The sequence below is a fragment of the Enterovibrio coralii genome (genome assembly GCF_001559595.1).
In the GTDB taxonomy this organism is placed as follows: Bacteria; Pseudomonadota; Gammaproteobacteria; order Enterobacterales; family Vibrionaceae; genus Enterovibrio; species Enterovibrio coralii.
In genome coordinates this window covers 133,947-154,839 of sequence record NZ_LNTY01000017.1, presented here as the reverse complement: position 1 = coordinate 154,839, position 20,893 = coordinate 133,947, and the positions used below count along the sequence as shown (strand labels likewise).

Here is a 20,893-nt window from a genome sequence, read left to right as displayed (position 1 = left end):
AGCCCCATAAGATTAAGATAGAGGGTGTAGACAACAGTTGTCTCATTGCTGTAGGTCCCTCACGGGAAGCATTTGCCAATAAAAACAAGCAAGAGGAAAACTACTATGGCGACAATGAAGGATGTTGCCCATCTGGCCGGCGTCTCGACGGCGACGGTATCCCGTGCGCTGATGAACCCGGAAAAGGTGTCGGCGTCTACGCGGAAAAAAGTCGAACAAGCAGTAATGGAGGCCGGCTACAGCCCGAATTCATTGGCTCGCAACCTAAGACGCAATGAGTCTAAAACGATCGTTGCGATCGTTCCTGACATCTGTGACCCGTACTTCACCGAGATCATCCGCGGTATTGAAGAAGCGGCGATGGAGCATGGCTACTTGGTCCTGCTCGGTGACAGCGGTCAACAGGAAAGTCGCGAAAGCTCGTTCGTGAACCTCGTCTTTACCAAGCAAGCAGATGGGATGCTGCTGCTCGGCACCGATCTTCCGTTTGACGTCAGTAAACCAGAACAAAAAAACCTGCCACCGCTGGTGATGGCTTGTGAATATGCGCCAGAGTTGGAACTGCCAACCGTGCACATCGACAACCTGACAGCCGCGTTTGAAGCAGTGAACTACCTGACGCAAGTCGGACACAAACAAATTGCACAAATTACGGGTGACCCAGACGCTGCACTGACCCAGTTCCGTGTCCAAGGCTATCAACAAGCTTTGCGTCGCGGCGGCGTTATCATTAACCCTGCTTATACTGTCGCTGGTGACTTTACATTCTCAGCAGGCGCGCGTGCTATGACCACATTGCTGTCGCTGCCAACCCCTCCTACCGCAGTGTTCTGTCACTCGGATGTCATGGCTATTGGTGCAATGCAGCAAGCAAAACGCTTGGGCTTCCGTGTACCTCACGATATTTCTATCGTGGGCTTTGATGACATTCAATTCGCAGAGTACTGCGACCCAGCACTGACGACGGTTTCTCAGCCGCGCTACGACATCGGTCGCCAGGCCATGTTAATGCTGTTGAAGATCCTCAAGGGTAATGATGTTCAAGCAGGCTCAAGACTGCTCGATGCCCAACTCGTCATTCGCGAGAGCGTGGCGCCACCGTCTCGCTAATGCGCCCAGGGGCGATTGATCTGCCAGAAAATTGCATCAACGCAACACACTGGAAGATCAATCGCCCTTGAGCACTGGCTTAGATCCACTCAAGCCAGTAACATATAGCCAACGACTTGAAGAAAAGATACGCAAATCAGTGGCAACCAGAGATTATGTCAAGCGCGGAAAATCACCGCGAAAACCAACCCGAGCGACAAAAAAGCAACCTCCTAAGTCAGCATTTCCCCTCAAGTGGGCGTTGATCGCTTTAGTCTTGCTCGCAGGTTTTGGCTATGGCCTTTACTACTTGTCGACGTCTGAGCCACCAGAAACCCCTGCGGCTGAAAAAATCGTGCCTGCAAAACCGGCCAAACCGAAAAAAGAAGACACCATTCCACCTAAGCCTGTGGAAGAGTGGACGTACATTGAAGAGCTGGAAAACAAGAAAGTCACGGTCGAAGCCAACGAGCAGGAAGTCTCAAGCCGCCCTTACTTGATGCAATGCGGTGCGTACCGCAGTGCCAGCCAAGCAGATGAACGCAAAGCCATGATCGCTTTCCAAGGCCTCGAGAGTCACATCAAGACCAGCCAAGGCGAAAAAGGCATTTGGTATCGCGTAGTACTTGGTCCTTATCCGCTCAAGCGTGAAGCAGAAAGAGACCGCAACATGTTGATGCGTGCAGGCATCGAACCTTGCGCTATCTGGTATTGGAACTAATTTTCCTCCTTATCTCGCTTAAAAATAAGGCAAAGTAGTCATCTCGCACTACTTTGCCCTTGAATTGCCTTTCCTTCATCCCCACCTCCACTAGTAATGATTCATACTGGCTAAAACCAGAAAGAAAAGTAGAGGTTCTACCGTGACAACTATCGTTTCAGTTCGCCGCAACGGCAAAGTAGTGATCGCCGGTGATGGCCAAGTGTCACTGGGTAATACCGTAATGAAAGGCAATGCCCGCAAAGTACGTCGCTTGTACAACAACAAAGTACTGGCAGGTTTCGCTGGCGGCACGGCAGATGCTTTCACCCTATTCGAACGTTTTGAGCGTAAGCTTGAAATGCACCAAGGTCATTTGACCAAAGCCGCTGTTGAGCTGGCAAAAGACTGGCGTAGCGACCGCGCATTGCGCCGACTGGAAGCACTGTTGGCCGTGGCTGACGAGACCGCATCACTGGTTATCACAGGTAACGGTGACGTTGTTCAGCCTGAGCATGATCTGATTGCTATTGGTTCAGGCGGTAACTTCGCACAAGCGGCCGCAACAGCATTGCTGGAAAACACCGACCTGGATGCGCGCACTATCGCTGAGAAGTCGCTGACCATTGCAGGTGACATTTGTGTGTTCACCAACCAGTTCCACACCATCGAAGAATTAGATTACTAAGGCAGGAATCAGATCATGTCTGAAATGACCCCACGCGAAATTGTTTCCGAACTTGACCGCCACATCATTGGTCAGCACAAAGCTAAACGTGCTGTTGCTATCGCCCTGCGTAACCGCTGGCGTCGTATGCAGCTCAATGATGATCTGCGCGCCGAAGTAACACCGAAAAACATCCTGATGATTGGCCCAACGGGTGTGGGTAAAACCGAGATTGCACGTCGTCTGGCAAAACTGGCGAATGCGCCTTTCATCAAGGTAGAAGCAACCAAATTCACCGAAGTGGGTTATGTGGGTAAGGAAGTGGAGACTATCATCCGCGATCTGACCGACGTTGCTATCAAGATGACCCACCAGCAAGCGATGGAAAAAGTAAAATTCCGCGCTGAAGAACTGGCAGAAGAGCGCATTCTGGATGTGCTGCTTCCACCACCTCGCGACGCTTGGGGCCAGAATGAAGAGCCAAAGGCTGATTCTTCTGCTCGCCAAAGCTTCCGTAGAAAATCCGCGAAGGCCAGCTTGACGACAAAGAAATCGAAATCGACGTTGCTGCGCCGCAAATGAGCATGGAAATCATGGCTCCTCCTGGTATGGAAGAAATGACTAACCAGCTGCAGAGCATGTTCCAAAACCTTGGCGGCAACGGCGCATCGAAAAAGCGCAAGATGAAGCTAAAAGACGCACTAAAAGCGGTGACTGAAGAAGAAGCAGCGAAGCTGGTCAATCAGGAAGATCTGAAAGAGCAAGCAATCGCGTCGGTAGAAAACACCGGTATCGTGTTCATCGATGAGATCGACAAAATCTGTAAGCGTGGCGAAAGCTCAGGCCCAGACGTCTCTCGCGAAGGTGTTCAGCGTGACCTGCTACCACTGGTTGAAGGCAGCACAGTGTCAACCAAGCACGGTATGGTGAAAACTGACCACATCCTGTTCATTGCATCAGGTGCGTTCCAAGTAGCCGCACCATCGGATCTGATCCCAGAGCTGCAAGGTCGTCTGCCAATCCGTGTTGAACTGGAAGCACTGACGGCGTCTGACTTCCAGCGCATCCTGACTGAACCAAATGCGTCGCTGACTGCACAATATTCAGCACTGATGGGCACAGAAGACGTGAACCTGTCGTTCACTCAAGACGGTATTGAAGAGATCGCAAACGCCGCATGGCGTGTGAACGAGAAGACCGAGAACATCGGTGCACGTCGTCTGCACACTGTGATGGAACGTCTGGTTGATGAGATTTCTTACGACGCAAGTGAGCGTGGTGGTCAGTCTTTCGAAATCAATGCGGAATACGTTCGTGGTCACCTGGAAGAGCTGGTTGACGACGAAGATCTGAGCCGCTTTATCCTGTAAGGGATTCCAGAAAACGGGCAACCTTTGGGTTGCCCGTTTTTTTATCTGCCCTTTTTCTCAACGCTGCGAATATTCAGGTTTTGGGCTATTCGCATTGGGGTGATTCAGTATCGACATTGCTCAATGAGACAAAAACACCAATAATGTCGCCTGCTTTATTTTGATTTGCCAAGCTATGTCTGCATCCACTTTTAAAATTTGGCTTGAAGCCGCCCGTCCAAAAACGCTACCGCTTGCGATTGCCTGTATTTTGTCTGGCAGTGCCGTAGCGGCACAAACGTCGGCGTTCTCGCTGTCTATCACCCTGCTCGCGCTTGTGACTGCCTTGCTGCTGCAAATCCTATCGAACCTTGCGAACGATTATGGCGATGCGGTGAAAGGCACAGATAACGAAGACCGACTGGGTCCGAAACGCGCCATTCAGCAAGGGCTCGTCACACCCAAAGCGATGAAAAGCGCCATGGTGTTTAATGTCATCCTGACCATGCTTGCCGGTGCCGCACTTGTCTTTACCGCCTTTGACAAGCCGACAGACATCTTGAGTTTTATTGGTCTCGGGGCATTAGCCATCGTGGCCGCGATTTGCTACACCGTGGGTAACAAGCCGTATGGCTATCAAGGACTTGGTGATTTGTCCGTCCTGATTTTCTTCGGCTGGTTGGGTGTGGCAGGGACCTACTATCTGCAAACAGGTGGCTTAGCGACCACAGTGTTACTACCTGCGACCGCGTGCGGTTTGCTCGCCGTCGGTGTGTTGAACATCAACAACCTTCGCGATATCGATAACGATCGCGCCTGTGGCAAACACACGCTGGTTGTGCGCATGGGGCCGAAATGGGGTCGTGTCTACCATCAGGTGCTACTTGTTGGTGCTTACGCCTGCTTCACCGCGTTTGCTGTGATGCAGCAGCTCAGCCCAGTAGGCTGGATATTCCTGCTGTCTGCGCCGCTTGCAATAAAACACGGCTTGGCCGTGTGGCAATCAAACGATGGGGAAACCTTGCGCCCAATGATGGGTGACATGGTGAAAGTCGCATTACTGACTAACATCTTGTTTGCGGCGGGAATCCTACTTCAATAAGACCGCTAAGAAAGGCGGATGAATTGTGTTTTGAGTCATTGCAAAGCACTACCTTGTCGTTATACTTTTTTGCATAGGGTAGCTGCCACCTTTTAAAGGCAGCTACAATCTTGCCTCCCGGCATTTTACGTCCCAAGAAGAAGTCTGATTATGGAATACAATACCTCCGAACTGTGCGACATGTACCTGGATCAGGTTGATGTACTTGAACCAATGATGAACTCTTACGGCGGACGAAGCTCGTTTGGGGGGCAAATCACCACGGTGAAATGCTTCGAAGACAACGGTGTGATCCGTCAGGTAGCAGAGCAAGACGGCGAAGGCCGCGTGATGCTGGTCGATGGTGGTGGTTCACTGCGTCGTGCGCTGGTTGATGCTGAAATCACGGCACTGGCGACAGAAAACAACTGGGAAGGCATCGTGGTCTACGGCTGCGTGCGTGATGTGGATGCACTCGATGAGTTCGATATCGGCATTCAGGCATTGGCATCTATTCCTGTTGGCGCAGACAGCCAAGGCATTGGTGAAGTTGACGTACCGGTTAACTTTGGCGGCGTGACCTTCATTCCTGAAGATCACCTATACGCGGACACCACAGGTGTCATTCTGTCTCAAGAGCCGATTGATATCGAATAACCGCTCTTTCGACAACTGCACATAAAAAAACAGAGCCAATCGGCTCTGTTTTTTTGTTATTCAACTTCTTCGATTTTGCCCAGCAGGCTACGAATACGTTGTTGCCACGCTTCGTGGTCAGCTTTCAGACGCGCGTTCTCTTGTTCCAGCGCATCACGGTTCTCACGCACCGCGTCAGACTCACGACCCAGTGATTCGTTCTTTTCTTTTAATTCTTCGATTTCCATTTGCAGCAGAGAAATCGTGTCTACAGCCATTTGAACTTTGGCTTCAAGCTGCTCTAAAATTTCCAATGACATCAAGGCCACCTATATATTCCAACGTTGTAAGCGTAATACGCGAACCTTACCAAGGCTTGTGCCAACAGGCTTGATTGCCTCACGCGTCCCGAAGATCCTATTCTAACGGCGCTCGGCGACAGTCGCACCTTCCTAATACACTTTTAGATCACAAGCGAACAAAAAAGCAGCAAAGCTAACGTCTTCTTATCTCTCATCTTTTACGCATCTAAGCTTTCCAAACCAAGAAAGTGACTAGAAATGCGACTTTACTCAATTTCTATTCACTTTTGTCATGATAGGGTAAAGATGATCGTATCTCTCTTGGAGTATTCCAAGATTTGCCATACTTGGCGAAGGCTGACAGTTTCTGTCAGCCTTTTTTCTTTTTTGCTGCCTCAGGCTATCAGATTTCGCAAATTGTCATTTTTGGGAAAGACATTCATGCTCAAACGAGCAAAAAATAGTCAGAAAATGCGCGAACGCACATTTCGCTGTCCTACGTTTATATGAAGTTAGTTTCAACGCCGTTGAGGCTTTATATTCCGTGTGATAATCACGAAAGTGAAAGCGCAGTACACCGTTCTACACGTCCAGCACTACGCTTTAAGTAACAATATGAAGAGGATACCTTATGAGCACCGAGCAAAAATACGTCGTTGCTTTGGATCAGGGAACCACCAGCTCTCGGGCGGTGATCCTGGATCACGACGCCAACATCGTCACGGCAGCGCAACGGGAGTTTACCCAGATTTATCCTGAATCTGGCTGGGTAGAGCATGACCCGTTGGAGATTTTTGCCACTCAGAGTGCCACCTTGGTGGAAGCCTTGGGGAAAGCAGGTATCCGCTCAGATCAAGTGGCCGCCATTGGTATCACCAACCAACGCGAAACCACCGTGGTGTGGAACCGCCACACGGGCAAGCCTATCTACAATGCCATTGTTTGGCAGTGTCGTCGCACCGCCCCTATCTGTGAGCAGCTCAAATCTGACGGCTACGAGGACTACATTCTCGAAAACACTGGCCTTGTGGTTGACCCTTACTTCTCCGGCACCAAAATCAAGTGGATTCTTGACCACGTTGAGGGCGCACAGGCACTTGCCGAAAAAGGCGACCTGCTGTTTGGCACCATCGACACTTGGCTGATTTGGAAGATGACCCAAGGGCGCATTCACGTTACTGATTACACCAATGCCAGCCGTACCATGCTGTTTAACATCAACTCGCTGGAGTGGGACACGACGCTGCTTGATGCCTTAAACATTCCGGTCTCTATGATGCCGGAAGTGAAAGCCTCTTCAGCCGTGTATGGCGAAACCAACATCGGCGGCAAAGGCGGCACCCGTATTCCAATCGCAGGGATTGCAGGCGATCAACAAGCCGCTTTGTTTGGTCAAATGTGTGTAGACGCCGGACAAGCCAAGAACACCTATGGCACAGGCTGTTTCCTTTTAATGAACACAGGCAAAGAGAAAGTCACCTCACGGAACGGCCTGCTCACTACCCTCGCCTGCGGCCCGAAAGGTGAAGTTGCGTATGCGCTGGAAGGCGCGGTGTTTATGGGCGGCGCATCCATTCAATGGCTGCGAGATGAAATGAAGCTCATTCGTGATGCCAAAGACTCGGAATACTTCGCGACACAAGTTAGCACCAGCAACGGGGTGTATGTTGTGCCTGCCTTTACAGGCCTTGGTGCGCCGCACTGGGACCCGTATGCGCGTGGCACCATCGTCGGTATTACCCGTGGTGTGAATGCTAACCACATCATCCGCGCCACACTGGAGAGCATTGCGTATCAATCGCTCGATGTGTTGACGGCCATGGAAGCCGATTCAGGCATCAAGCTCGATTTCCTTAAAGTAGATGGCGGCGCGGTCGCGAATAACTTCCTGATGCAGTTCCAATCCGACGTGTTGAACACCGAAGTACAACGTCCAAAAGTCACCGAAGTCACCGCACTAGGTGCGGCCTATCTTGCCGGTCTGGCTGTCGGCTTTTGGGGCAGCATTGATGAGCTTCGTGGTAAATCTGAAATCGACCGCATCTTCAACCCGTGTGAGGATGACGGCAAGCGTGAAAGACGCCACCGTGGCTGGCAACGCGCAGTAGAATGCTCAAAAGGCTGGGAACAGCACTAATCTCGCATTCCGACATTTTCACCTTTTTCATAACGGCGTGCGATATCACGCCGTTATGCTTCTATCTCCAAAAACGCAAACGTTTACTTTCGGCTTATGGTAGAATCCGCGCCGAGTTTTTTGGTTGCCGAAAATGGTGTCGGCAACACCCCACTTTCACGTATTAAATTCTCTGGAGTTAGGATGAAACGCGATTTAGCGATGGCTTTTTCACGCGTCACAGAAGGCGCAGCACTGGCGGGTTACAAGTGGCTTGGCCGCGGTGACAAAAACGCAGCGGACGGTGCGGCTGTTGAGGTTATGCGTATTCTGCTCAACAAGACTGAGATTGAAGGTGAGATTGTTATCGGTGAAGGTGAAATCGACGAAGCACCTATGCTCTACATCGGTGAAAAAGTCGGTATGGGCGGCGACGCGGTAGACATCGCGGTTGACCCAATCGAAGGTACCCGCATGACCGCCATGGGTCAGTCAAACGCGCTGGCAGTATTGGCAGCGGGCGAAAAAGGCTCCTTCCTGAAAGCCCCAGACATGTACATGGAAAAACTGGTTGTTGGCCCTGAAGCAAAAGGCATCATCGATATCGAGCTGCCAATTCGCGACAACCTGATCAACATCGCTAAGGCACTCGGCAAGCCGTTGGACGAGCTGGTTGTTACCACGCTGGCAAAACCTCGCCATGATGAGACCATTCGTGAAATGCAGGAAATGGGCGTGAAAGTCTTCGCGATCCCAGACGGTGACGTGGCAGCGTCTATCCTGACCTGTATGCCAGACAGCGAAGTGGACGTGATGTACGGCATCGGCGGCGCACCGGAAGGTGTGGTATCGGCAGCCGTTATCCGCGCACTGGGCGGTGACATGAACGGTCGTCTGCTTCCTCGCCACGAAGTGAAGGAAGACAACGACGAAAACCGTCGCATGGGCGAGCTGGAAATTTCACGCTGTAAAGAGATGGGTATTGAAACCAATATCCGCCTGAAGATGGAAGACATGGCGAGCAGCGATAACGTAATTTTCGCTGCAACCGGCATCACCAAAGGCGATCTGCTGGAAGGCATCGCGCGCAAAGGCAACATCGCGACCACAGAAACCCTGTTGATCCGTGGTAAGTGCCGCACTATCCGTCGCATCAAATCGACCCACTACTTGGATCGTAAAGACGACGCAGTGAAAGAAATCATCCTGTAAGGATGAGGCCCATAAAAAAGCACGCCAAGGCGTGCTTTTTTCGTTTCTATGCTTTCGAGCGTTTAGGCACTTTTTGTTGCCGCTTTCTTTTTCTCCGGCCGTTTAAACAAGGCCAAAAGCGGGATCAGCACAAAGTAGGACACCATGATAAAGCCAAAGGTGTACACAAAGGCCAGCAGCGTTGATTGTTGATGCAGCATATCCGTCAAGGTCGCGATAAAGCTTGGGTCAGTCACGCCTTTGCCTTGTGACGCCGCAAACTGCTGCACCAACGGATTATCTGGTGTTAAGCCGCCGCCCAGAGCATGCCACTCTTTTTGCTGAATTTGGCTGAAGTAGGTATTCACAATCGAAATACCAAACGACCCACCAAGCGTACGACAAAGGTTAAACACCACGGCACCACCCACGGCTTGATTCGGTGCCAGTGTCGCATACGCCAGTTGGCTCAGCGGCGCAAAGACCAGCCCCATGCCTGCACCTTGGATGATGCTCGGCAACAATACCCAATAGATATCGATATCGAGCGAATACCGCATCATAAAGAAGCTACCGATGCCGTTAAGCAGCAAGCCAATCACAATGAGTTTTCTCGGATCCAGCCTGTCGATAAACCGAGAGATGGACAGCAGCACAATGGCCGACGCCAGCCCGCGCGGCGCCATCACAAAGCCCGTGGTGTCGACCGGGTAACCCAAAAGCTGCTCCAGCATCATTGGCTGCAACTGAGTAATACCAAACATGCCCATGGAGAAGCCGGTCATCACGATACACGACAGCAGAAGGTTTCTGTCTTTTAGCAGCCACATCGGCGCGATGTCGCCTTTGGTTCGAAATGAGCGGATAAGGAAAAACGCCCATGCAATCACCGCAATGATAAAGGCAAACAAAATGGTGTTGGAGGCAAACCAGTTATCCTGATTCCCTCGCTCAAGCACCATCTGCAGTAAGCCAATCCCGATTGCCATACCGAACACCAGCGGCCAATCCACCGAGTGTTTACCGCGTCCATCCAAACGCACAAAGACCGCAAGCAAGGTCAAACAGAGAATACCGACTGGCACATTCACATAGAAAATCCAGCGCCAGTCCATGTTCTCTGTGATAACGCCACCCACGGTCGGGCCCAAGATTGGCCCAAGCAGCACACCCACGGAAAACAGGGCCATGGCCTTACCGCGCTCTTCTGGCGGATAAATCTGCACCATGATGGATTGCGACAGCGGGATCACCGAGGCGCCAAACGCGCCCTGCATAATGCGGAACACAATCATCTCTGTCAGGGTATCCGCCTGACCACACAAAGCAGAGGTGGCGATAAAGCCTGCCACGGACACCAACAGAAGACGTCTGACACCGAATTTAAGGCTGAGGTAACTCGCAAGCGGAATACAAATCGCTTCCGCCATGGAGTAAGACGTCAACACCCAAGTGACTTGCTCTGAGGTCACACCCAATGCGCCCATCATGTGTGGCAAAGACACATTGGCGATGGTCATGTCGAGCAGCACCATGATCGCGGAAAGCATCACCGCGACCGTGATCATCAATCGGTTGCCACCCGCAGGCAGCGCGATGGCTCCGCCGTTATCGTTACTTGCTACCATCAGCTGCGACCTTGGTCAGCGTATCAATGGTGACGGTGGCACTGGCACCACGCGAAGCGTGGCTCACCAGACTCAGGCGTGATCGAGAGTTTCACTGGGAAACGCTGCGGCACTTTCACCCAGTTACCCGTTGCGTTTTCTGGTGGTAACAGAGAAAACGACGAGCCGCTTGCAGGTGAAATCGCTTGTACTGCGCCTTTAAACGCCGTGTCAGGATACATATCCAACACGACAGTCGCCGTCATACCGGGTTTGATGTAACCGATGTCCCCTTCTTTGTAGTTCGCTTGAACCCAAAACGAGTTGTCTTCCACCAGCGGCATCATTGATTGGCCGGTTGCGACGACACTGCCCGGACGCACATTCACGTCGCCCACCATGCCAGAAGACGGCGCAATGATTTCGGTGTAGGACAAGTTCAGCGATGCTTCAGACAACGCGGCAGCGGCTTGTTTCACTGCCGGTGCTTCGTTACCTGATGCGCCTTGCTCGCTGATAAGCTGCGACATGCGTGCACGTGCGACATCTAAGTTGTTCTTCGCAGCGGCTAACTCAGCTTTTAGATCATCACCTTGTTGACGAGACAATACGCCACGCTCAACCAGTGCCATATTGCGGCGGTATTTTTCCTGAATATCTAAAAGCTGCGCTGACGCGGACTTGATTTGCGCACTGGCACCCACAATCGCATCACTGGTGGCTTTGTTTGCCGACGTAGCGTTTTCATAAGCCGCTCTGGCTTGCTCAAATCGCGCTTGGTAAGGCGCAGGGTTAATGCGCGCAATCAACATGCCTTTGTCTACATGTTGGAAGTCCGCCACATTCACTTCAATCAGCTGGCCGCTGACTTGAGGAGCGAGGTAAAGAATGTTGCCATGAATGTATGCGTCGTCGGTGCTCGGGTACTGTTCTTGGTGGCGAACATAGAGATATCCCGCCGCTACTAGCACTGCTGCAATCGCAACTAAAATGATTAGGTTCTTAATCGGAAACGATTTTTTCTCTTCCATGCGACCTCCTGATGGCCGTCTGACGTCCTAAACCAGCAGCCTCGCTGTAGGCTTGAATAGCAACAAGTCTAGTAATCCATTTCGAATTTGTGGGGCAGCTGCTGAATTGGAGACGATTTTTTTGATGGGGCTTATCATTGTGACACCAGCAATCTTTTTGCAAACCTCTAAAACTGAAATGTATTTCTCCGTTAATGAAAAATGATGTGAGCGAACACCGGCAATAAATTAGTAAAGACATTGCTTTATTTAGCTCCCACCCTTCATAATGTGAGAAAGCCCATCTCCGTTTCTGGCACACGAACTTTTTGAATCAACACAATCTGCCGTCAGAGAATGAAAGAGAGGGAAGTATTAAAGGGAGTGACCACAGCGCGATGAAAACAGTCGATAAGATCCTGCATAAGATTAAACGTGAAGGAGCGATCAGCGCTCGCACGTTAGCGGATGAAATGGGAATGACCACCATGGGCATTCGCCAGCATTTGCAGGCTATGGAAGATGATGGACTGGTCGACTTCAGTGATATTCGCGTCAAAGTGGGTCTCCGACTCGCCACTGGTCTTTGACAGCCGAGGGCCACCGCCGCTTTGCGGACAGTCATGGCGATCTGGCCATTTCCGTCATCGACTCGGTAGAAAGCCTGTTTGGTGAGAGCGGTCTTGCCAAAGTCATTCAGCAACGGGAAGAAAGAACGTTGCACCAATACCGCGATGCGCTCAAAGATTGCCATAATTTAAAGGCTAAATTAGAAACCTTGGCGTATCTTAGAGAGAAAGAAGGTTATATGGCCGAGCTACAGGAAACAGAAGATGGGTTCCTGTTGATCGAAAACCACTGCCCCATCTGTCAGGCTGCAAAGCGTTGTCCTGCACTGTGTAAATCCGAAAAGAACATATTCAAGACCGTCCTCGGCAACGATTACAAAGTAACGAGAGACGAACACATCATTGAAGGGCAGCGCCGCTGCACATACAAGGTACAAGCTCGCGAATAAAAACGTTTAAGGAGGGTGTATGGCAACATGGATCAAAGCAGAAGTTATCGAAAACCGACGCTGGAATAAAGATCTGTTCAGCCTCGTCCTCGACGCGGATGTCGCGCCCTTTACCGCTGGGCAATTTGCCAAGCTTGGGCTCGAAATCGACGGCAAGCTGGTGCAACGCGCCTACTCCTACGTTAACGCCCCATCCAGTAAATACATTGAGATTTACGCTACCCGTGTCGCCGATGGCCTGCTCTCGCCACGCCTGCACGAATTAGAAGCTGGTGATACTGTGATGATCACCAAAGACGCCACGGGCTTTTTCACCCTTGAGGAAATCCCACAAGGCGAGCACCTTTGGATGCTATCAACTGGTACTGCATTGGGGCCGTTTCTTTCCATTCTTCAAGAAGAAGAGGTGTGGCAGCGTTTTCGCAAAGTGGTGTTAGTCCATGCGGTACGTTTTTCTGCCGACCTTAGCTACCAAGCGGAAATCAATGCGCTGAAAAAGACCTACAGCGACCAACTGATTGTCCAGCCATTTGTCAGCCGTGAGCCGAAAGCGGGTGCCCTTTCTGGCCGTATTACCCATGCCTTGGAAGACGGCATGTTAGAGCGAGTGGTTGGCTTCCCCTTCACCGCCGAACAAAGCCAAGTCATGCTGTGTGGTAATCCGCAAATGGTAAAAGACGTCAAAGCGTTACTGCTGCAAAAAGGTCTGGAAAAGAACCTTCGTAAGAAGCCAGGCAATATCACTGTTGAGCAATACTGGTAATCATCACCCAAAGAAAAAGCGAGCCTCGGGCTCGTTTTTTTGTGCCTTTTCCCCGCCATCAACAAAAATCACGAACTTTTTTACAGATTCTCTTATTTGAGACTTCGTTATACCGGACAGCATGTTTCCGTCAGCGATCAGACAATTATCTGTATCAAGGGCAAAACACACCGAATTGATTGACAGATACGGTCTCACATATGAGTCGCAAGTGTGATTGATTGCTCATTTTATAACCGTATATTCAAAGGCAAGTCATGCGCAGACAGAGGAGTAATGCCATGAAAACGTTGCTTCATTTGACGAATTAAAAGCGTTAGCGGAAAAGGATCCACAAGCACTGGAAGCACTGCGTATCGAGATGAGTGAAGAGATCATTCAGAGCGCGAGCGAAAGCATGCAGCCTAAACTGCGTGCCCAGATGAGCCACATCAACCGTGTGATTGAAACGGGTAAGAACCCAAATCATGTCAATGCGCTGTTGATGAAAGAGCTGATGCGCCAGTTTGACCGATTCTCAACCGCCATCAATAACCCATCAGCTTTAACTGAGCAAAGCGCAACCGTCACTACATTGCATCCGAAGCAAGGCAGAGACTCTCTGGCTGCTGAGGGCTAACTCAGTTTTTGAGCGGTGGTTCGCCACCGCCGCTTTTTTCAGTCCTCGCGTTTTACTTTAGCGTACCAACGCCTGTCCATATCACGCACGTCGACCGACAAGCTCGCCACTTCTGGTGCATGCTGTTGCATCACATCCAAAAAGGCATGGCTTAAGTTGTGCTTTTGCTTTTCATCCCGCCCAGACAACAACCACAAGGTGACATGAATAAAGTCTTCTTGGTTGTCCGCTTCCGCCACCAGCCACTCGTGGGATGCGTAGGCACGAGACTTCACATCACTCGGGTCAAACTCCCCACTGCCAATCGCCGTTTTATGTAAGTCTTCCAACAACTGGCCCACATTTACGCGCTCTGACACCGGGTCACTATATTCCATGACAATATGAGGCATAACTTACTCCTTGTTACGATAATGAGCCACTTTACTCCATCCATTAGAGCGAATGTTACTGGAGGGGTGATTATTTTCATCAGATCACATTGACGCATCATGGACTTAACCACGTTGTCCCGAAAATAAATAACGAAATTTTGTTACTCAAAGGTTCACATTTGACCCTAAAACGAGTACAAACGATCGCATTTATGATTTTGGACAGGGAACGCTGACAGCAGCACTGTTATCGTTGCCGAAACTGAATTTCGATAATTGGATTACGGAGGAATTCCTATGCGCCGTCCATTGGTAATGGGTAACTGGAAACTGAACGGCAGTAAAGCCATGGTAGCGGATCTGATCAAAGGTCTGGACGCAGAACTTGCTGGCGTTGAAGGTGTAGATGTTGCTATCGCGCCACCAGTAATGTACCTGGATCTGGCAGAGCAACTGCTGGGCAAAGCAGAGAGCAAAATCCTGCTGGGCTCTCAGAACGTAGACCTGAACGCGAGCGGCGCGTTCACTGGTGACATTTCTCCGGAAATGCTGAAAGATTTCGGTGCGACTCACATCATCATCGGTCACTCAGAGCGTCGTGAATACCACGCAGAGTCTGACGAGTTCGTTGCTAAGAAATTCGCATTCCTGAAAGAGCACGGTCTGGTACCTGTTCTGTGTATCGGTGAATCTGAAGCACAAAACGAAGCAGGCGAAACCGTTGCAGTATGTGCACGTCAGCTGGACGCAGTGATCGACACTCAAGGTGTTGAAGCGCTGAACGGCGCGGTAATCGCGTACGAACCAATCTGGGCTATCGGCACAGGTAAAGCAGCAACTGCAGATGACGCACAGCGCATCCACGCAGCAATCCGCGCACACATCGCAGCGAAGAGCGAAGAAGTGGCGAAGAACGTTGTTATCCAATACGGCGGTTCTGTTAAGCCAGAAAACGCAGAAGCGTACTTCGCACAGCCAGACATCGATGGTGCACTGGTTGGTGGCGCAGCACTGGTTGCTGACAGCTTCGCAGCTATCGCAAAAGCAGCAGCAAAAGCGAAAAACTAATTTCCATTAGCCTCGCTAGTGAGAACAAAGGAGAAGCCCCGGCTTCTCCTTTTTGTTTTCACTCGTCTTGATGGTGAAAACCTCTCACCGTTATACTTCCTTTTCTCTTTGTTCACGCCCACGGTAGACCATGTTTCATATCGCGTTACACGAGCCACAAATTGCGCCAAACACCGGCAACATTATTCGCCTAGCGGCAAACACCGGCTGCAAGCTGCACCTTATCGAGCCGTTAGGCTTCGATTTTGAAGAGAAAAAGCTGCGCCGCGCTGGCCTCGATTATCACGATCTGACCAATGTTACCCGCTACCCAAATTATCAAGCCTTCCTTGAAGCCATGGGTGATCGTCGCATCTTTGCGTGCACCACCAAAGGCAGCCGCCCGCATGCGGATGTCAGCTACCAAGAAGGTGATGTGTTCTTGTTTGGCTCGGAAACCTGTGGTCTACCCGATGATGTGCGAAACGCTTTCGACCCTGAGCACCGTATCCGTGTGCCTATGATGCCAAGTAGCCGCAGCCTGAACCTGTCGAACTCAGTGTCTATCATCTGTTACGAAGCATGGCGTCAACTGGGCTTCCAAGGCGGCATCTAAAAATATTCCAATAAAAAAGCAGGCCGAAGCCTGCTTTTTTAATTGTGTTGCCGGTTAGCCTGTTCGACCCACAGATTGTTGCAGGTCTCGTGCGATTTGATTCAGCTTGTTGGTCGCTTGCACTAAGCTGTCCACCTCTTGCGCACTTTGCGCCGACATCTCGCTGATCTTGTTAACGTTGATATTCACTTCTTCCACCACGCTGCTTTGCTGGTCGGCAGCACTCGCCACTTGAAGGTTCATGTCCGTCACCTGCGTGGTTGCCTCGCCTGCTTGTGACAAGTAATCGCCAGCCTGACGCGCCAACTCAATGGTTTTGTCGCCCATTTCACAGCTTTTTTGCATGGTATCGACCGCTTCTTTGGTCACCGAGCTTAGCTGGGCAATCATGGTTTCAATCTCAGAGGTCGAGTCATGAGTGCGCTGCGCAAGGCTTCGCACCTCATCTGCTACCACCGCAAAGCCACGGCCTTGCTCACCCGCACGAGCCGCCTCGATCGCCGCGTTCAATGCCAGCAAGTTAGTTTGCTCAGCGATACCTTTAATCACGTCCAGTACAGAGGTGATGTTACCACTGTTCTTCTCAAGCTCTGTCAGTGCCGCACTACTTTGTGTCAGGCTTTCAATCAGCTCTTGGGTTTGGTTCATGGCTTCGTTGTTCACGCGCATCGACTCAGACGATTGCGACGACGCGCTTTCAGTCGCGCTTTGGGTCAGGGATGCATTGTTCGCAATCTCCTGTGCCGTGGCCGACATTTCATTTACCGCTGTCGCCACTTGCATGATCTCGCCGCTTTGTGCATCACTGTTTTGTTTGACTGATTGCGAGGCCGCGTTCAGTGCGTTCACGGCTTCAGACACCTCGTTAGCCACCTTCGCAATCATGGCATTGGTACTTTTACGCGTACCTTCCATGTTCTTTTGCAGCTCACCGATAATACCCGGTTCATCAACAATACCGGCGCGACTAAAATCCCCCGCCGCTTGCACGGCAAGTGCAGCAGAGACTTTGTTAAGACCTGCATAAATACGGTTGAGAATAATCTTCGACATGATGATGGCGACAATGAGAGCCAGAACTATCGAGCCGACCACTGTGTACTCCAGAATGACGGCCCTTTTTTCGATATCAATCACAGCCGCCTCGGTGAATTTACCGACATCGGTTAGAAGGCTGTCCACCATCTTGGTGGTTGTTTCAGCTTCTTGACCCACCACCTCGTCGAGCACTTCTGCTTCATGGAAGTGTCCACCTTCGAGCTCTTTGAATACATCCTCTACATGCACCATCCATTTTTCGTGGAGTGTAACTATGTCAGTGAGTTTGGCGTCAGCCGCAGTGAAGGCTCGTTTTTCTTCTGGTGTGCCACTTGCTACACCGTCGGCAAGCAGTGTTTTGATCTGTTTTTTGTCTTTGTCGACTTTTTCACCAAGCTCGTAAAAATACGCTTTTTCCTTGGCATAGTTCGCTTCTGCATTGGGCTCTTTGCCAATTTCTAGCGCATAACGAAACGCTTTATTGTAATGCACCCGCTGCTCTACTTGATGCTCCGTTGCCTTGCTAATTGATTCAAGAACTGGAATGTCACGGTGCGCCACTCCTTGCACATGGCCTTCAATGTAGGCCAGTTTGTAGAAGATAAAAGCACCAACAACGATTTGTATACCGCACACCAATGCGACGAACATAGTGAGTCGTTGTTTGATGGTCATCTGAGAGGACATAAGCTAACCACTCCTTAAAAAACGCGGGTTTCGCGCGTCAAAGTCGAGAGTGCTGTGTCAACAAGACACAGCCGCTTCTCTAAGGTTAGCAATAACTCTCGAAAATGAGACATTACTCGAGAGTTTTTAGAGATTTATTTAATTGGGCTGGTTACTTAGCTGTATTGATGAGACCAAACACCAAGGTTACCGTTAGTCCGCCTTTGGCATTGATGCTGGCCTCGGCTTTGCCGTTGTGCTGTCGCATCGCACTGTCAGTGATGGCAAGACCAAGCCCTGTGCCGCCGCTGGCGCGGTCTCGCGCTGTCGACACGCGGTAAAACGGCCTGAAAATATCGGCCAACATTTCTTGCGGCACACCTTCGCCATCGTCACTGACCATCACTTTCAGCTCACGACCAGCAATCGAAAATGACACCTCTACCGAGTGATTGGCGTATTTGATCGCATTGCGCACCACATTCTCGAGTGCACTGCAAAGCAGTGGGCCATTACCGTCGATACTGGCAGACGGGATAGTTTGGTACGTCAACAGCTTACTGTGTTGCTCGGCTTCAAATTCCGCATCTTCCAGTAGGGTCAGCCAAAGCTCTTCAAGGGTATAGGTTTCGCGCTCCGCATGGCTATTGAGCTGCATACGAGAAAGTGACAGCAAGTCTGCAATCATCTGCTCCATGCGCTCGGCTTCAGTATCAATACGCGTCAATTCTTGGCTTTCACCTTGTTTGCGTATCGCCAGCGCATTGGCCATGCGAAGGCGCGTCAGCGGTGAGCGTAGCTCGTGAGAAATATCCGATAACAAACGTTGCTGCCCACTGATCATTTGATTCAGTGCCGTCACCATTTGGTTGAAGCTGGCTCCCGCCTGTTGGAATTCTCGCGGCCCTTTTTCAAGACTAGGGTCAATGTCCAAGCGCCCTTCCGCCACGCGCTCTGCCGCCGCTTGCATGCGTCTGGCCGGGCGACTTAATGCCCAGGCAAGCCACAAGAGCAGCGGCGTGCTGACCACCATAGTCACCAGCAAAGCTGGAACGGTTTATCCAAATCTGTGCGTAGAACGGCGGTGCCTCGCGCCACATCCTGCCGACATACATCAAGGCTTCGGAGTAGCCGTCATCGATTAAGAAAGGGCCGGCCAGCATCCAGCGTCCGTATAAACGCTGCTGCGGGTTTTCAGGATCATCAGAAATGGAGGTGAAGTTTTTCAGCGTGCGGCTGCCACCATGATGGTGCCTTTGGTTGAACACTTCGCCCTCAAGATTGGTGAAATACACCTTCATGCCACCGCGCTCTGAAAAGCTTTTCTGCACTTTTTCGAGGTTGTCCGACAACCCGCCCGGCATTTTGATTAACCTGTCGGAGATGTTGTCTGCGACCTTTTGCAGCTTCACTTTTGACGACAACGGCAGTTCATGCTGCTGGCGCGGGTCAGCTTGTTGAGCGGCCAAAACAGCAATCAGCACCAACAATAGCGTCAGCCAGAAGATGGCAAAGATACGGCCATAGAGGCTTTTGATTGTCGGCAATTTCATTACGCTTCCACCAGCAGGTAACCACGACCACGTAAGGTTTTGATACGTGGTTTGCCATCGTCACGCTCAGGCAATTTCTTACGAATGTTGGAAATGTGCATGTCGATGGCGCGATCAAAGGGTGCTAGACGCTTGCCGAGGACATTAAGGCTGATATCTGCCTTGGCAACAATGCTGCCCGGCTGTTTCACAAGGTACGTCAACAGCGCAGTTTCGGTGCCAGTCAAGTCAATCAGTTGGGATTGGCAGTAGACTTCCATTTTGCCCGGGAAGATGACGATATCTTGATACTCAAGCTTGTCCTGCGCCTCTTCTCCACGCTTTTCGTCACTGTTCTTTGCCGTTCGGCGCAAGATCGCACGCATGCGCGCCAAAAGCTCACGATCGCTAAACGGTTTAGGTAGGTAATCATCCGCACCCAGCTCTAACCCCATCACGCGGTCAATTTCTTCACCTTTGGCGGTTAGCATCAGCACTGGTGTTTCCCATTGGTCGCGCAGTCTGCGTAGGGTTTCCATCCCATTCAGGACAGGCATCATGACGTCCAGCAAAACCAAATCGACCTCGTCACTGATCTTTTCCAGCCCTTGTTGACCATTGTTGGCAATGTCTACGTTGTAGCCTTCCAGCTCAAGCAGGTCTTTTAATAAGCTCGTCAGTTCGGTGTCATCGTCGATAAGAAGAATGTGCGCCATGGGTTTTGCCTTATAGTTCGTCACTGATTCTAGTATCTGCCAATCGCCTGTGCGATTCCATGCGTAAATCACAGGTTTACCCGCCTTTACATTGCTTTACTTAGTCAGCACACCGGTTTACGTCCCAGTGGGTAAAGTTACTTCCAACAAGCGACACAACACATGAAACCGGAGAACACACCATGAAATTTTCTAAACGTATTGCTGCTACTGTTATCGCACTTCCATTGATGATGGGTTCTATGTCTGCCATGGCGTTTGGCGGCGGTCATCATGACGGCAAAGGCATGATGGGTGGTAAACACCTGCTGCGCGGTGTTGAACTGACTGAAACACAAAAAGATGAGCTGCGCACCCTGCGTGAGCAAAATCGCGAAGAAATGCGTGCAAACAAAGGCGAATTCCGCACACAAATGATGGAAGAGCGCCAACAAATGCAAGATCTGATGCTGGCTGACAACTTTGATGAAGCTGCAGTGCGAGCACTGGCAGAGAAGATGTCTCAGCAGCAGCTAGAGCGTCGCATCGAGATGGCGAAAAAACGCCACGAGATGATGAGCATTCTAACGCCTGAGCAAAAAGAGCAGGTGAAAGAAAACATGGCGAAAATGGCAGAGCGTCACCAAAAGCGCATGTCACACCACGGCTAATCGCCAATCACTGCTGAGAGCGTATCCCTTCATGCCGGCCTTTGCCGGCATGCTGCTTTTCTGTTTCAACTATTGATTCAACACAGACTCAACGAGGTAAAAAGCG

17 protein-coding genes and 4 pseudogenes are annotated in these 20,893 nt (G+C 50.8%); 14 read left to right on the top strand and 7 right to left on the bottom strand.

What is annotated here, in order from left to right; genetic code table 11:
• The first annotated feature begins 78 nt into the window (after positions 1-78).
• From cytR to rraA, 6 genes and pseudogenes are all read left to right on the top strand, one after another.
• Positions 79-1,110, top strand: a complete 1,032-nt coding sequence (gene cytR / locus ATN88_RS05895; RefSeq protein WP_269748104.1) for a DNA-binding transcriptional regulator CytR — start codon at positions 79-81, stop codon at positions 1,108-1,110.
• A 139-nt stretch (positions 1,111-1,249) separates the two neighbouring features.
• Complete coding sequence (locus ATN88_RS05890) at positions 1,250-1,810, top strand: SPOR domain-containing protein (RefSeq protein ID WP_067412841.1); 561 nt, start codon at positions 1,250-1,252, stop codon at positions 1,808-1,810.
• 142 nt (positions 1,811-1,952) lie between these two features.
• Positions 1,953-2,477, top strand: coding sequence for an ATP-dependent protease subunit HslV (gene hslV / locus ATN88_RS05885; RefSeq protein WP_067412770.1), 525 nt, complete (start codon positions 1,953-1,955; stop codon positions 2,475-2,477).
• Between the two features lie 15 nt (positions 2,478-2,492).
• Positions 2,493-3,826: pseudogene (gene hslU / locus ATN88_RS05880) on the top strand (HslU--HslV peptidase ATPase subunit).
• A 175-nt stretch (positions 3,827-4,001) separates the two neighbouring features.
• On the top strand, positions 4,002-4,907 hold the full coding sequence (locus ATN88_RS05875) for a 1,4-dihydroxy-2-naphthoate polyprenyltransferase (RefSeq protein ID WP_067412839.1): 906 nt from the start codon (positions 4,002-4,004) through the stop codon (positions 4,905-4,907).
• 150 nt (positions 4,908-5,057) lie between these two features.
• Complete coding sequence (gene rraA / locus ATN88_RS05870) at positions 5,058-5,543, top strand: ribonuclease E activity regulator RraA (protein ID WP_067412767.1); 486 nt, start codon at positions 5,058-5,060, stop codon at positions 5,541-5,543.
• A gap of 56 nt (positions 5,544-5,599) precedes the next feature.
• Here the strand turns inward: rraA and zapB are convergent, their stop codons facing one another.
• Complete coding sequence (zapB, locus tag ATN88_RS05865) at positions 5,600-5,842, bottom strand: cell division protein ZapB (RefSeq protein ID WP_067412831.1); 243 nt, start codon at positions 5,840-5,842, stop codon at positions 5,600-5,602.
• Between the two features lie 613 nt (positions 5,843-6,455).
• Between zapB and glpK the strand changes: the two genes are divergently transcribed.
• Together glpK and glpX are read left to right on the top strand one after the other, a co-directional pair.
• Positions 6,456-7,961: a glycerol kinase GlpK gene (gene glpK / locus ATN88_RS05860; protein WP_067412764.1), complete on the top strand. Its 1,506-nt coding sequence runs from the start codon at positions 6,456-6,458 to the stop codon at positions 7,959-7,961.
• A 183-nt stretch (positions 7,962-8,144) separates the two neighbouring features.
• A complete protein-coding gene (glpX, locus tag ATN88_RS05855; RefSeq protein ID WP_067412760.1) occupies positions 8,145-9,152 on the top strand; it encodes a class II fructose-bisphosphatase in 1,008 nt (335 codons plus the stop codon).
• A 62-nt stretch (positions 9,153-9,214) separates the two neighbouring features.
• Here glpX and ATN88_RS05850 read toward each other — a convergent pair whose 3' ends face one another.
• A complete protein-coding gene (locus ATN88_RS05850) occupies positions 9,215-10,699 on the bottom strand; it encodes a DHA2 family efflux MFS transporter permease subunit (protein ID WP_157490665.1) in 1,485 nt (494 codons plus the stop codon).
• A gap of 46 nt (positions 10,700-10,745) precedes the next feature.
• Positions 10,746-11,769, bottom strand: a pseudogene (locus ATN88_RS05845) (HlyD family secretion protein).
• Positions 11,770-12,146: 377 nt separating this feature from the next.
• Between ATN88_RS05845 and ATN88_RS05840 the strand changes: the two are divergent.
• From ATN88_RS05840 to ATN88_RS05825, 3 genes and pseudogenes are all read left to right on the top strand, one after another.
• A pseudogene (locus tag ATN88_RS05840) lies at positions 12,147-12,766 on the top strand (helix-turn-helix transcriptional regulator).
• A 19-nt stretch (positions 12,767-12,785) separates the two neighbouring features.
• Positions 12,786-13,529: a ferredoxin--NADP reductase gene (locus ATN88_RS05835; RefSeq protein ID WP_067412753.1), complete on the top strand. Its 744-nt coding sequence runs from the start codon at positions 12,786-12,788 to the stop codon at positions 13,527-13,529.
• A gap of 340 nt (positions 13,530-13,869) precedes the next feature.
• Positions 13,870-14,148 carry a DUF3135 domain-containing protein gene (locus tag ATN88_RS05825; RefSeq protein WP_067412746.1) on the top strand — a complete coding sequence of 93 codons (279 nt, stop codon included), beginning with the start codon at positions 13,870-13,872 and terminating at the stop codon, positions 14,146-14,148.
• 38 nt (positions 14,149-14,186) lie between these two features.
• On the opposite strand, the gene ATN88_RS05820 is transcribed toward ATN88_RS05825, so the two are convergent.
• Complete coding sequence (locus tag ATN88_RS05820) at positions 14,187-14,540, bottom strand: 5-carboxymethyl-2-hydroxymuconate Delta-isomerase (protein ID WP_067412743.1); 354 nt, start codon at positions 14,538-14,540, stop codon at positions 14,187-14,189.
• A gap of 279 nt (positions 14,541-14,819) precedes the next feature.
• Here ATN88_RS05820 and tpiA point away from each other — a divergent pair, with 279 nt between their 5' ends.
• Both tpiA and ATN88_RS05810 read left to right on the top strand, forming a co-directional pair.
• On the top strand, positions 14,820-15,590 hold the full coding sequence (gene tpiA / locus ATN88_RS05815) for a triose-phosphate isomerase (RefSeq protein ID WP_067412740.1): 771 nt from the start codon (positions 14,820-14,822) through the stop codon (positions 15,588-15,590).
• Positions 15,591-15,720: 130 nt separating this feature from the next.
• Positions 15,721-16,185, top strand: coding sequence for a tRNA (cytidine(34)-2'-O)-methyltransferase (locus tag ATN88_RS05810; RefSeq protein WP_067412736.1), 465 nt, complete (start codon positions 15,721-15,723; stop codon positions 16,183-16,185).
• A gap of 54 nt (positions 16,186-16,239) precedes the next feature.
• On the opposite strand, the gene ATN88_RS05805 is transcribed toward ATN88_RS05810, so the two are convergent.
• From ATN88_RS05805 to ATN88_RS05795, 3 genes and pseudogenes are all read right to left on the bottom strand, one after another.
• Complete coding sequence (locus ATN88_RS05805; protein ID WP_232312844.1) at positions 16,240-17,910, bottom strand: methyl-accepting chemotaxis protein; 1,671 nt, start codon at positions 17,908-17,910, stop codon at positions 16,240-16,242.
• A gap of 151 nt (positions 17,911-18,061) precedes the next feature.
• Positions 18,062-19,442 (bottom strand): annotated as a pseudogene (gene cpxA, locus ATN88_RS05800) (envelope stress sensor histidine kinase CpxA).
• Positions 19,442-20,137: a response regulator gene (locus tag ATN88_RS05795; RefSeq protein WP_067412733.1), complete on the bottom strand. Its 696-nt coding sequence runs from the start codon at positions 20,135-20,137 to the stop codon at positions 19,442-19,444. The pseudogene cpxA and the gene ATN88_RS05795 overlap by 1 nt, the downstream one beginning before the upstream one ends.
• Positions 20,138-20,319: 182 nt before the next feature.
• Between ATN88_RS05795 and ATN88_RS05790 the strand changes: the two genes are divergently transcribed.
• Complete coding sequence (locus tag ATN88_RS05790; protein WP_067412728.1) at positions 20,320-20,787, top strand: Spy/CpxP family protein refolding chaperone; 468 nt, start codon at positions 20,320-20,322, stop codon at positions 20,785-20,787.
• The last annotated feature ends 106 nt before the right edge of the window (positions 20,788-20,893 follow it).

Excerpts from the sequence above, each read along its gene's own strand:
- ATN88_RS05875 (WP_067412839.1), top strand. The coding sequence starts at position 4,002 with ATGTCTGCATCCACTTTTAAAATTTGGCTTGAAGCCGCCCGTCCAAAA.
- rraA (WP_067412767.1), top strand. The coding sequence starts at position 5,058 with ATGGAATACAATACCTCCGAACTGTGCGACATGTACCTGGATCAGGTT.
- zapB (WP_067412831.1), bottom strand. The coding sequence starts at position 5,842 with ATGTCATTGGAAATTTTAGAGCAGCTTGAAGCCAAAGTTCAAATGGCT.
- glpK (WP_067412764.1), top strand. The coding sequence starts at position 6,456 with ATGAGCACCGAGCAAAAATACGTCGTTGCTTTGGATCAGGGAACCACC.
- glpX (WP_067412760.1), top strand. The coding sequence starts at position 8,145 with ATGAAACGCGATTTAGCGATGGCTTTTTCACGCGTCACAGAAGGCGCA.
- ATN88_RS05850 (WP_157490665.1), bottom strand. The coding sequence starts at position 10,699 with ATGATCACGGTCGCGGTGATGCTTTCCGCGATCATGGTGCTGCTCGAC.
- ATN88_RS05835 (WP_067412753.1), top strand. The coding sequence starts at position 12,786 with ATGGCAACATGGATCAAAGCAGAAGTTATCGAAAACCGACGCTGGAAT.
- ATN88_RS05820 (WP_067412743.1), bottom strand. The coding sequence starts at position 14,540 with ATGCCTCATATTGTCATGGAATATAGTGACCCGGTGTCAGAGCGCGTA.
- tpiA (WP_067412740.1), top strand. The coding sequence starts at position 14,820 with ATGCGCCGTCCATTGGTAATGGGTAACTGGAAACTGAACGGCAGTAAA.
- ATN88_RS05810 (WP_067412736.1), top strand. The coding sequence starts at position 15,721 with ATGTTTCATATCGCGTTACACGAGCCACAAATTGCGCCAAACACCGGC.
- ATN88_RS05805 (WP_232312844.1), bottom strand. The coding sequence starts at position 17,910 with ATGTCCTCTCAGATGACCATCAAACAACGACTCACTATGTTCGTCGCA.
- ATN88_RS05795 (WP_067412733.1), bottom strand. The coding sequence starts at position 20,137 with ATGGCGCACATTCTTCTTATCGACGATGACACCGAACTGACGAGCTTA.
- ATN88_RS05790 (WP_067412728.1), top strand. The coding sequence starts at position 20,320 with ATGAAATTTTCTAAACGTATTGCTGCTACTGTTATCGCACTTCCATTG.